The organism is Streptomyces sp. NPDC047515 (assembly GCF_040643055.1).
In the GTDB taxonomy this organism is placed as follows: domain Bacteria; phylum Actinomycetota; class Actinomycetes; order Streptomycetales; family Streptomycetaceae; genus Streptomyces.
The window spans coordinates 1-11,193 of record NZ_JBEYTM010000054.1 but is presented as its reverse complement, the minus strand read 5'-3'; the positions used below and the strand labels follow the sequence as shown (position 1 = coordinate 11,193).

Sequence of the window (11,193 nt, the reverse complement as noted above, 5' to 3'; positions counted from 1 at the left end):
ACCATGACCGCTCACATCGCACCTCCGCCGGACCTGCGGACGCTTGACGCCACGCTCGCCTTCCACGCCGAGCAGCAGCCGGACCGCACCGCCATCTGCTGCGAGGGCGCCCAGCTCAGTTACGGGGAGCTGCGCCGGGAGAGCACCGCGAGCGCTGCCGCGCTGCTGGCGTCGGGCGCGGAAAGAGGGACCCGAATCGCCTACTTGGGCAAGGAGTCGGTGCGGTTCTACGAACTCCTCTTCGCCTGCGCCATGAGCGGTGTGGTGCTCGTACCCGTGAACTGGCGGCTTGCGCCCGAGGAAGTGGCGTACATCCTGCGCGACTCGGTCGCCGAACTGCTCTTCGTGGAGGAGGAGTTCCTCCCGACGGTCCGTCAGTTGCGTCCGCAGCTAACGGATGTGCGGGAACTGGTGCTTCTGGACTGCGCGGGGACGGACGGGGTGGCGTTCCCCGAGTGGCAGCGTGCCGGGTCGGGCGAGGCCGTACCGGCGCCGTCCCACACCGACGACCCGCTCGCCCAGATGTACACCAGCGGCACGACGGGATTTCCCAAGGGTGTGGTCCTGGCCCACCGCAGCTTCTTCGCGGTCCGTGACCTGCTGGCCGCGCAGGGGCTGGACTGGATCGACTGGCGGCCGGACGACAAGAGTCTCATCGGGATCTCCGGCTCGCACATCGGCGGGCTGTGGTGGGCCACCCAGGGGTTCAACGCGGGCGTCACCAACATTGCCGTACGGTCCTTCAGCGCCAAGGACGTACTGGGACTGATCCGGACGGCCGGCATCACCACGGCGTTCATGGTTCCGGCGATGCTGCTGATGCTGCTGTCCGAACCGGGCGCCTCCAGTGCCGATTTCGTCACCCTGCGCAAGACCATCTATGGCGGGTCGCCGATCTCTGAGACGCTGCTCCAGCGGTGCATGGAGGTCATGAAGTGCGACCTCGCGCAGATTTACGGTCTGACCGAGACCGGGAATACCGCGGTGTGCCTGCCGCCCGCCGACCACGTACTGGGAAGCCCCCGGCTGCGGGCGGCCGGGCGGCCCTACCCTGGTATCGAACTCAAGATCATCGATGTGGATGGGCTGCCGCTGCCGCCCGGGGAGGTGGGGGAGGTGTGCCTGAAGACCCCCGCCCGGATGCTGGAGTACTGGAACCTGCCGGAGGCCACCGGCAAGACCCTCGTCGACGGCTGGGTCCACACCGGCGACGCCGGGTGCACGGACGAGTCCGGATACCTGTTCATTCAGGACCGCATCAAGGAAATGATCATCCGGGCCGGCGAGAACATCTACCCGGCCGAGGTGGAGAACGCGATCAGCGCCCACTCGGCGGTCCTGGATGTGGCCGTGATCGGCGTCCCGGACGACCGCTGGGGCGAGGCGGTGCACGCCTTTGTCGTACTGCGCCCGGATGCCTCCGTCGCGCCCCACCAGCTCAGGGCCTTCCTCGGTGACCGGCTCGCCACTTTCAAGATCCCCACCAAGTACGAGTTCATCGACAAGGTCCCGCGCAACCCCAGCGGCAAGATCCTCCGCCGTGTCCTGCGCGACCGCTTCTGGACCGAGCTCGACCGGGCCGTCAACTGACCCGGTTCTCACCGCACCTTCCCACTCCGAGGAAAGACACCGAAATACCGCAGAACGCAGCCTTGATCCACCGATTCGATGTCTCTGGATAACGCTTCTGAAACGAGGAAATACCTTGTGACCTGTGATGATGGGAGTTCTTGAGGCTGCCAGCACGCACAATCAGCAAGGCACTTCCGAGGTGCAAGATTCCCATACGTCGGCGGTGGTCTCCGCTGTGTTCGATGACCGGAATCTGATCGCGCAGGCCGGGCTGGTCCCGGTGCTGCGGCGCCGAGCGGCGCCGAGAGTGTCGTATCCGATCCCAGAAGATAGGAAGAACAGATGACATCAGCTCTCGAGGTAAACCACCGTCGGTTCATCGACGAAATCTGGTATCCGAAGAATGCCCCGAACTACGACGTGATCGACGAGGTGATGGACGAGGACCTCGTGGTCCACACCCCGCTCGGCGACGTTCACGGACGAGCGGCGGCCAAAGACTTCTTCAAAGGGTACCTGGCGGTCTTCCCGAAGCAGACCATGGAGGCGCGGGACTTCGTGGTCTTCGAGAACCGAACCATAGTCCGCTGGGACCAGGAAGCGACACATGACGGCGTGGAGTTCATGGGCATCAAACCTGCCGGGAAACGGATGTTCGTCACGGGACTGACGATGGCGTACTGGGATGAGGACAAGAAGACCATGAAGGAGATCTGGTTTTCCTTCGACCTGCTCGGCATCATCAACCAGCTCAAGAACCCAGCCGCCCCGGACGAGAACGTCGGCTGACGCCCAGGACGAGGTCGGCGCTGTGCGCCGGCCTCGTCCGGCACACGACAGCGGCGAACCACGGCCGGCTCCATCAGCTCTGCTGGGCACCCTCGGTGGCCCCGTGTCGGCGTACACGTGAGACAACCCGTACACCGACAGCCCCGCCATCTGGGCGCTGCCGAGCCAAGGAGCTCGCCCACCGGCGGGCGTACTTCGGCTGCGGGGAGTTCAAACCGGTCGCCCGCACCACCAAGGACGGGCCGTTCTGCGACAAGTACAACAAGACGACCATCCTCAAGTGCGCTTTCTGCGGCACCATCTGCCCTTGCTTCACCCGCGTCCGGACCACCGGGCAGCCCCGCTGCCGACCCTGCTCGCGCAAGCTTGAGCCCTGCAGCAGCTGCCAGCACGACAAGGTCGTCGTCGCCCGCACCCCGGTAGGAGAACTGCTGGGAAAAGGACCCTCAGTCCCGCAAAGCCTGCGAGCAGTGCGGCACCGTCGAACGGCTCTTCATCACGGCCTCTGCAACCGATGCGCCTGCGGGCAACAGCTGCGGCACTCCCTGACACCCCCGGACGGCATACACCAGCCAGAACTTGACCGGGTCAAGGCCGCGCCGCTGGAACGCTGCCGCGTGCGGACCCTGCTCTGGCTCCGGGAATCCGCCGCGGCCGCCTTCCGGGAAAGCCTTGCAGACGGCACCTGCGAACTCAGCCACGAAGCCCTCGACCGTCGCACTGACGAAGACGGCAGCCTGGCCAACGACTTCCTGTGGGCCGTCCTGGTCGCCGCTGGCGCCCTGACGGCCCGGGACGAGCACCTCGCCCGCACCGAGCGATGGGTCGAGCAGAAGATCGTGACCATCGAGGACCCGGACCACCGCAACCTGGTAGCCGCATTCGTCCGCTGGCCGCTGATCAGCGGACTCCGCCGGCGAGCCCGCGGCAAGCCGATCCGTTCCACCCAGGTCGACTACGTGCGCGTCTCGACGTTCAAGGCCGTAGCCTACCTCTCCTTCGTCAAGGAGCACGGCGAGACCCTGGGGACATGCCGACAGGCGCTGGTCGACCTCTGGCTCACCGACCACGACGACCAAGGCAACTACAGCGTCCACCCGTTCGTCGTCTGGGCAGTCAAGAACAAGCACGCCAGCCGAATCAGGGTCCCAGCACGCCCGAAGGTCGTTCGCGAGCCCACCCTCGATTCCGACGAACGGCGGGCCATCGCCCGCCGCCCGCTGCACGATGACTCCGTCGACCTCAAAGACCGGATCGCTGGACTGATGGTGCTGCTCTACGCCCAGAAGGCCGCCACCATCTGCCACCTGACCACCCATGTCATCCAGGACGACGAGGGCGTCTCGATCAAGCTCCAACGGATCCCGCTGCAGCTACCCGCACCTCTGGACGGCCTCGTTCTTCGACTCGCTGAACAGCACCGCGAGCACCGCGTCGTGAGCAACGAGCAGAACGCGCCCTGGCTCTTCCGGGCTGGACTGGATCGACTGGCGGCCGGACGACAAGAGTCTCATCGGGATCTCCGGCTCGCACATCGGCGGGCTGTGGTGGGCCACCCAGGGGTTCAACGCGGGCGTCACCAACATTGCCGTACGGTCCTTCAGCGCCAAGGACGTACTGGGACTGATCCGGACGGCCGGCATCACCACGGCGTTCATGGTTCCGGCGATGCTGCTGATGCTGCTGTCCGAACCGGGCGCCTCCAGTGCCGATTTCGTCACCCTGCGCAAGACCATCTATGGCGGGTCGCCGATCTCTGAGACGCTGCTCCAGCGGTGCATGGAGGTCATGAAGTGCGACCTCGCGCAGATTTACGGTCTGACCGAGACCGGGAATACCGCGGTGTGCCTGCCGCCCGCCGACCACGTACTGGGAAGCCCCCGGCTGCGGGCGGCCGGGCGGCCCTACCCTGGTATCGAACTCAAGATCATCGATGTGGATGGGCTGCCGCTGCCGCCCGGGGAGGTGGGGGAGGTGTGCCTGAAGACCCCCGCCCGGATGCTGGAGTACTGGAACCTGCCGGAGGCCACCGGCAAGACCCTCGTCGACGGCTGGGTCCACACCGGCGACGCCGGGTGCACGGACGAGTCCGGATACCTGTTCATTCAGGACCGCATCAAGGAAATGATCATCCGGGCCGGCGAGAACATCTACCCGGCCGAGGTGGAGAACGCGATCAGCGCCCACTCGGCGGTCCTGGATGTGGCCGTGATCGGCGTCCCGGACGACCGCTGGGGCGAGGCGGTGCACGCCTTTGTCGTACTGCGCCCGGATGCCTCCGTCGCGCCCCACCAGCTCAGGGCCTTCCTCGGTGACCGGCTCGCCACTTTCAAGATCCCCACCAAGTACGAGTTCATCGACAAGGTCCCGCGCAACCCCAGCGGCAAGATCCTCCGCCGTGTCCTGCGCGACCGCTTCTGGACCGAGCTCGACCGGGCCGTCAACTGACCCGGTTCTCACCGCACCTTCCCACTCCGAGGAAAGAGACCGAAATGCCGCAGAATACAGCCCAGTCGTCGGCCGAAGAGGCCCAGCCCTCCTTCAAGCCGTACGAAGGCAAGGCCGACTCCCCCTGGGAGGAGCTGGCCCGGGACCGCGCCCGCTGTCCGGTGGCCCACTCCAAGTTCCTGGAGTCGATCCAGGTCACGGAGTACGAGGCTGTGAAGGAGGTGAACCGCAACCACGGGGCATTCTCCTCCACCTACAGCGCGGCCTGGCCGCTGGAGGAGCCGGTGCCCGAGGAGATGCAGGTCTTCATCCTCAGCGACCCGCCCCGGCACACCCGCCAGCGCCGCCTGGTCGTCAAGGCGCTGTCGGCCTCGCGTGTCGCGCGCATGCGGCCGTTCACCGAACGCGTGGTCAACGACCTGATCGACGCCATCGCCGGTCAGGGGGGCGCCTTCGACCTGGGCGCCGAGTTCGCCGTGCCGATGAGCGAGGCGCACATCACCGAACTGCTCGGCATCCCCGAGGACGACCGGGCGTACTTCCTGCGCATGTCCCACCGCTTCCAGGAGAGCACGGCAACGATCAACCGCGAGGGCATCGCGAGCGCGGCAATGGAAGAGTGGCGGCGCCACCTCCTCGACGAAGTGCGCTCCCGCCGTGAGGCCGGCCCGGAGAACGACGACCTGATCACCCAGCTGTGTTTCGCCGAGGAGGAGGACGGCGACCGCTTCGACGGGAACGAGATCGCGCTCATCATCATGGGGCTGATCGCCGGGACGTCCTCCACCGCCTCGGCCGTCGTCAACATCGCCTGCACCCTGGAGCAGCACCGCGAGCAGAAGACAAAGTACACCGGCGACATCGACGGCCTCACCTCGTCACTGGTGGAGGAGGGGCTCCGCTACGACGGACCGATCTTCGGGCTGTACCGCATGACGCTCAAGGAAGCGGAAATCGGGCACGGCGTCACGGCCCGCCCCGGTGACCGCATCTATTTCTCCCTCGGAGCCGCGAACCACGACCCCGAGGTCTACGACCGCCCGGACGAGTTCATTATCGACCGTGACTGGAAGAACCTGCCCTCGCACCTGGCCTTCGGCTACGGCGTGCACCACTGCCTCGGCATGAACCTCGGCCGGCTGCAGGCGGAGGTGGCGCTCGCCACTCTCTACCGGCGTCTGCCCGGACTGCGGATCCGGCCCGGCTTTCAGCCGGTGCAGGTCCCCGGCCCGATCATGCGGGCCTGGGGCGCTCTGGAGATGACGTACGACGGCCCGGTCCGGCCCCGGACGGACGCGGCATGAAGACCACCCAACTCCATGACGAGAAAAGGCGCCTGACGGTTGACCATGCACTGTGCAGCGGCACCGGCCGCTGCCAGGAGATCGCCCCGGACGTCTTCCGCGTCGAAAGCCGCATGGCTTGGCCGGCCGACGGCCCGGACCTCGCCGCAGCCGACCCCGAACACATGGCGGAGGCCGAGTCCTCCTGCCCCTGGCCGGCCATCACCTTCGAACGCGGAGAACCGACATGAGCAGTTACGTCCTGGACCCGGCCTGGCACGTCGAGCTCAGCCGACTGGAGAACCTCTGCGCCCTGTACGACCCGGGCACCACGGCCATCTGCGAACAGCCCGGCCGCGGCCCGGGCCGACGCTGCCTGGACATGGGCCCGGCACCGGCAGCGTGGCCAGGATGTTCGCCGAATGGGTCGGCTCCCAGGGCGAGGTGCTCGCCGTCGACGCCGACACCCGCTTCCTGGAACAGCTCGCGGACGACACGATCACGGTCCTGTCATCGGACGTCACCGTGGAGCCGCTGCCCCAGGGGCGCCTCGTCCTCGTCCACGCGAGGCTGCTCCTCGAGCACCTTCCCGCATCCGAAGCCGTGCTCCGCGCCATGAGGGCACGGCCCGGCCGGGCGGCTCGGTCGTGGTGGAGGACCTGGACCGGGCCGCCGCGCTCGCCGTAGACCGCCCGCCGATGCCCACGAGCGGGTCATCTCGGCCTGCCAGGCGCTGTTCACCACCAACTCCGTACCAACCCGACTACGGCAGGAAGCTGCCGCGGCTCCTGAGGGAGGCAGGGCTCACCGACATGGGCATTCGGGCCGTCTCGACGCCGCTGCCGTCCGGCCCCCAGCACGGCCAGCCTGCCTGGGAGCAGCTCGCCGACCAGTTGGCGCCCCGCCTGCTCAGCCGCGGGCTGCTCACCCGGGGCGACCTCGACGCCCTCCACGACCTGTGGCGGGCGGGCTACTGCACCGGCTTCGGACCGCTGATGGTCAGCGTCTGGGGCCGCCGTCCATTCGACGGCGGCTCGTAGGACGGCTCGCCGGACGATCGGCGTACGGCGTGTGGTGGCCGCCCGCCACGAGGCCGGCCACCACACGCCCCCACGGCGCGCATGGTCGCCGTCGGTGAACCCCAGCCCTGCGGTGCGGCAGCGGCGCCGGCCTCTGGAACACGCCCGCAGCGGTCAGCTCGTCGACGACGGCGGGGTCGCGGCGGATGCCGTTGCCCCAGGAGCTGTCGAAGTGCAGCTGCTCGAAGTCGGGACGGGGGCGCTGACCGCCGGTCGCCTCCAGCGCTGCCGCCTGTGCGGCCCACCGCGAGGCGCTGAACCGCGGGACCAGCGCGATTGGCGCGCAGGTCACCAGCCCGACAACCGAGTGCAGATGCGCCGCGTGTGTCACCAGTACACCCTTCGGGCGACTGGGAGTACCGGAGGTGTACAGAGCGCTGTGCGGCACCCCCGCGTTGTCGGGCCTCGGAGCGTCGGGTGGCGTTGCGGCATCACGGGCGGAGGGGAACTCATCGATGCCGGGGACCAGCGGCCTTGCGTACCCCGGCGTGGTCTTCGCCGCCTCTTGGACGGTGGCGAGCAGGTCCGGCAGGGTCAGGCTCGACCGGCAGTCCGAGTGGCCGAGTATGTAGGCGAGTTTGTCCGGCGTGGACAGGGGATTGGTGGGCACCATGACCGCGCCAGTCCTTGCGGCGCCGAACCAGGCGTCGAAGAATTCCGCACAGGTGGTGAGGGGGCGCGGCGGAAGGAGCCTCACCGGGCCGCCGTGGCTGGGGGCAGGGCCACGGGGAAGCCCCCAGCCACGGAGCTGTGGGCCACAGAACTGCCACAGCAGGCCGCGCACCACCCCCAGTTGGGGGGTCTCGTAGATAGCTACGGCGCTGCGCCGGTCTGAACCCCGGCTGGGCGCAGTGCAGTTGTACGGCGGCGGGGCGCAGGGCGTGGCTGGCCAGGGCCGCGGCGTGGCCAGGACGTCCCGGTCCAGGTGTGGGCCACCTCCCGCAATGCGGTGTGACAGCCGCGTCGGGACCGCACCCCGAAGGCGCACCAGCCAATTGTCGGCTCCAGCGCAGGATGCGGTGTCGGTTTCAGTTGACCTTCCAGCGAATCGAGCGCGGCAAGGCCCTGGCCAAGCGCGTCGAGCCCGCGCTGACCGAAGGCACCGAGATGCCGCGTCTCGACGAGTCGATGAGGGCCCTGGTCGTCAAGTACCGGTAGGCAAGCGCGGTGATCACACCTGGTCGCCGGCCCCGGTCCCCGCGGGCGGGGGGTGCCTATGTTCTTTGGCAAGCGTGTGGGCAGGTTCGGTCCGAGGTTCGATTCTCTTCGTGGGGCATGAGAGTGTCTGGTCGTGCCGGAGATGATGAGTGGGTTGGCGGTGGCCTTGGCTGAGGCGTCTTCTCCTTCGTGGACGCAACGTGTTCGTGCCGGGCGTGATCTTGCTTCCTTGGCTGATGTTCCTGAGGCTGCGGAAGTGCTGGTGGGGTTACTGCTGGACGTCGAGGACACGGCGGTGACTCGACAGACGGCAGACGCCCTGACCCGGGTGGGGACGGTGGCCGCCGTGAGGCTCATTGCTCTCGCGGTTGCCGAGGCTGACGGCAACCAGGCTGACTGGCTGCAGACCGGGGTGCATGACGCGCTCGTGGGATCGGACGGTGTGCCGGATGTCGGAGCGGGGCACGAATCCTGTCCTTCAGCGACCGGATGGGCCGGTCTCCGATGAACGTGTAGACGTACCACTTGTCCGTTCCTCGCTTGCGTTTCCACTGGATGCGGAACCCAAGGAAGTCGAACGCTTCACTCATGTGCACGATCCGGGTCTTGGCTGGTGACAGCCGCAACCCGAGTGGTTCGAGCACTTCAGTGACCTCGTGCTTCAGGTCCTCGACGTCGGCCCGGGAGCCATGCACGAGCACCACAAGATCGTCCGCATAGCGGCAGACCTTCCAGTTCGGCAGGCCCTTCGCCCGGCGTCGGGCGCGTCGGGCAGCGGTTCCCATCGTCCCGCTGTCCTTCCACGGCTCTTGCAGGCGCTCATCGAGCGCCGACATGGCTATGTTGAACAGCAACGGGGACAGGATGCCTCCTTGCGGAGTCCCAGCGTCAGAGGCCCTCTGGTTTCCGAGTTCGGTGAGAACTCCAGCCTTGAGGAACGCCTTCACCAGGGCCACGACTCGCTTGTCCTTGACCCGTTTACGCACCCGTTCGAGGAGAGCGGAATGTGAAACGGTGTCGAAGGCCGCTTCGGCGTCAGCATCCAGCACCCAGCGGTAGCCCTTGGAGCCGAACAACTGAATCTCGGCGATCGCGTCGTGAGCACGCCGCTCGGGCCGGAACCCGTAGGAGACCGGCTCAAAGTCGGCCTCGAAGATTGGTTCCAGCACCAGCTTCAGCGCCGCCTGGACAACCCGGTCCGCCACCGTCGGAATACCGAGGCTGCGGACCTTTCCGGAACCGCCCGGCTTGGGGATCTTGCGTTCCCGCACTGGCTGGGGCCGGAACGAACCATCCTTGAGACTGGTCCGCAGGTCGTCCAGAAACCGGTGGACCCCGATCTGCTCTTCGACATGGGCGACGGTGACGCCGTCCATGCCCGCAGTCCGGGCCCCCTTGTTACCTACGACCCGGTAGAACGCGTATCGCAGCGTCATCGGGTCGTTCACGAAATTGAACAGGTCGTCGAACCTGCGGCCAGGATCGGCCGCCGCCCAACGGTGAAGCTTGGCCTGCATCCCCGATACCCGCCCACCAGACTCTTCCGGGTCCTCGACCGTTGGGGCACCGCCGTTCAGCGGTGCGCCTTTCGGCATTGCAGCCTCCTTCCCTTCTCGATACCGCTGCCGCCCTTCCCCATGTACGCGCCTCTCGCGCGCTCGAAGTACTACGGCGGCTCCGCCCCGTCCCGGCCCGATCGGCTGACGATGAACCCAGCCCGTCCACCAGGACGGATCCCTGACAGAGGGCGTGAGCCGGAACGGTTCCCGTGTTCACTGCAACTCGCTCGACGAAGTAGGAGCCCAGCTCTGTCCCTGCGGCATCGCCACGGCTACCCCGCAGCAATTCACCGTGGCCTCCCGACAGACATGTCAAAGCCCGCCCAGGAGTTCCCCGTTCCAGTCACCCGGTTCGAGGACGCACCGCACCCGGCCCATATCTGCACAGGTTTGAGCCGGCGGGGGGTTGAGAGACGTAAACGCTGGTTCCTCTCGTACTCCTCTCCATCACGCTTGCCGGGCCCAAGCCATCTGGCAGTTCTGGCCCGTCCCGGCTTTGTCGGGGCCGCTCTCACCCTCACCGGCATCTCCCGGATCAGGCTGCTCCCAGCTTCATCACCCTGCTGCGACAGGGATGATGGCGACGGTCTCTCACCTCCGCACGAGTTCACAGCGCCTCACGGCGCACTGACACCACCCCCCAGGTCATCCGTTCGGCAGGGGGAACAGTCATGCCGGGCCCGGAGGCCAGCGGCCCTCTTGCAGGACCGCGAAGAACATAACGGGGGCAGGCGACGGCGCTGAGCGTGTCCGCGAGCCGTCGCCGCGCCGCGTGCGCGGCGAGGTGGCCGCCGCCGTGCTGGGGGCGGCGCCGAAAAGCAGCAGCAGGGCGGGGGACGGCGCCCGGGGCGATCCCGGCGCCGATCCCGCTGGTTCGGCCCTGGGCGTCGATCAGCCAGCGGGCCAGGGGCACCCCCCAGCGCCGTGGCGAGCACCACGGCGGGCAGGGCGATTCAGCCCGTCGCCGTCATGGTGACCGTGGTGATCTGCCGCGGGGGTGCAGCTCGATCCAGTCAGCCTGGTCGGTCAACCATGCACGGACCGCCTTCGAGCGGTGTGCGGAGTGCCCGTCGACCACGAGGTGGACCCGGTGGTCGAGGGGCTGCGCCCTCGCCCGTTGACCTGGGTGAATGCGTGCACGGTGCTTGTTCTTCAGGCCGGTTGGCCGACCGGGGCCTGCAATGGTGGATTTCGGTGCGCTGGCCGGCTGAGAGCCTGTCGGGTGGCCGGTTGATTACGCTGCGATGTAGTCCTCGACGGTGTTGGCTCGTGCGGTCTTGCGGTGGGATTCATGGCTCCACCGCA

General features: G+C 67.6%; 10 protein-coding genes. 8 read left to right on the top strand and 2 right to left on the bottom strand.

Annotated elements, in window-relative coordinates; genetic code table 11:
• Window positions 1–3 precede the first annotated feature (3 nt).
• From ABZ826_RS31380 to ABZ826_RS31350, 7 genes are all read left to right on the top strand, one after another.
• Entirely contained in the window at window positions 4–1,590 is a 1,587-nt protein-coding gene (locus ABZ826_RS31380) for a long-chain-fatty-acid--CoA ligase (protein ID WP_361455790.1), read from the top strand.
• Between the two features lie 324 nt (window positions 1,591–1,914).
• Window positions 1,915–2,361, top strand: coding sequence for an ester cyclase (locus ABZ826_RS31375; protein ID WP_361455787.1), 447 nt, complete (start codon window positions 1,915–1,917; stop codon window positions 2,359–2,361).
• A gap of 1,473 nt (window positions 2,362–3,834) precedes the next feature.
• Window positions 3,835–4,809: an AMP-binding protein gene (locus ABZ826_RS31370; protein ID WP_361455829.1), complete on the top strand. Its 975-nt coding sequence runs from the start codon at window positions 3,835–3,837 to the stop codon at window positions 4,807–4,809.
• Between the two features lie 44 nt (window positions 4,810–4,853).
• On the top strand, window positions 4,854–6,113 hold the full coding sequence (locus ABZ826_RS31365) for a cytochrome P450 (RefSeq protein ID WP_361455784.1): 1,260 nt from the start codon (window positions 4,854–4,856) through the stop codon (window positions 6,111–6,113).
• Complete coding sequence (locus tag ABZ826_RS31360; RefSeq protein ID WP_361455781.1) at window positions 6,110–6,343, top strand: ferredoxin; 234 nt, start codon at window positions 6,110–6,112, stop codon at window positions 6,341–6,343. Before ABZ826_RS31365 ends, ABZ826_RS31360 begins: the two co-directional genes overlap by 4 nt.
• Before the next feature lie 22 nt (window positions 6,344–6,365).
• Window positions 6,366–6,779, top strand: coding sequence for a class I SAM-dependent methyltransferase (locus tag ABZ826_RS31355; protein WP_361455826.1), 414 nt, complete (start codon window positions 6,366–6,368; stop codon window positions 6,777–6,779).
• 125 nt (window positions 6,780–6,904) lie between these two features.
• A complete protein-coding gene (locus tag ABZ826_RS31350; RefSeq protein WP_361455778.1) occupies window positions 6,905–7,132 on the top strand; it encodes a hypothetical protein in 228 nt (75 codons plus the stop codon).
• Here the strand turns inward: ABZ826_RS31350 and ABZ826_RS31345 are convergent.
• Complete coding sequence (locus ABZ826_RS31345; RefSeq protein WP_361455775.1) at window positions 7,092–7,868, bottom strand: AMP-binding protein; 777 nt, start codon at window positions 7,866–7,868, stop codon at window positions 7,092–7,094. The genes ABZ826_RS31350 and ABZ826_RS31345 overlap by 41 nt on opposite strands.
• A 335-nt stretch (window positions 7,869–8,203) precedes the next feature.
• Between ABZ826_RS31345 and ABZ826_RS31340 the strand changes: the two genes are divergently transcribed.
• Window positions 8,204–8,329: a hypothetical protein gene (locus ABZ826_RS31340; protein WP_361455838.1), complete on the top strand. Its 126-nt coding sequence runs from the start codon at window positions 8,204–8,206 to the stop codon at window positions 8,327–8,329.
• A 353-nt stretch (window positions 8,330–8,682) separates the two neighbouring features.
• Here the strand turns inward: ABZ826_RS31340 and ltrA are convergent, their stop codons facing one another.
• Window positions 8,683–9,924, bottom strand: a complete 1,242-nt coding sequence (ltrA, locus tag ABZ826_RS31335; RefSeq protein WP_361455772.1) for a group II intron reverse transcriptase/maturase — start codon at window positions 9,922–9,924, stop codon at window positions 8,683–8,685.
• Window positions 9,925–11,193 lie beyond the last annotated feature (1,269 nt).

What these genes read in the sequence shown, in the direction of transcription:
- ABZ826_RS31360 (WP_361455781.1), top strand. Translation starts at nt 6,110, where the DNA reads ATGAAGACCACCCAACTCCATGACGAGAAAAGGCGCCTGACGGTTGAC.
- ABZ826_RS31380 (WP_361455790.1), top strand. Translation starts at nt 4, where the DNA reads ATGACCGCTCACATCGCACCTCCGCCGGACCTGCGGACGCTTGACGCC.
- ABZ826_RS31375 (WP_361455787.1), top strand. Translation starts at nt 1,915, where the DNA reads ATGACATCAGCTCTCGAGGTAAACCACCGTCGGTTCATCGACGAAATC.
- ltrA (WP_361455772.1), bottom strand. Translation starts at nt 9,924, where the DNA reads ATGCCGAAAGGCGCACCGCTGAACGGCGGTGCCCCAACGGTCGAGGAC.
- ABZ826_RS31365 (WP_361455784.1), top strand. Translation starts at nt 4,854, where the DNA reads ATGCCGCAGAATACAGCCCAGTCGTCGGCCGAAGAGGCCCAGCCCTCC.
- ABZ826_RS31350 (WP_361455778.1), top strand. Translation starts at nt 6,905, where the DNA reads ATGGGCATTCGGGCCGTCTCGACGCCGCTGCCGTCCGGCCCCCAGCAC.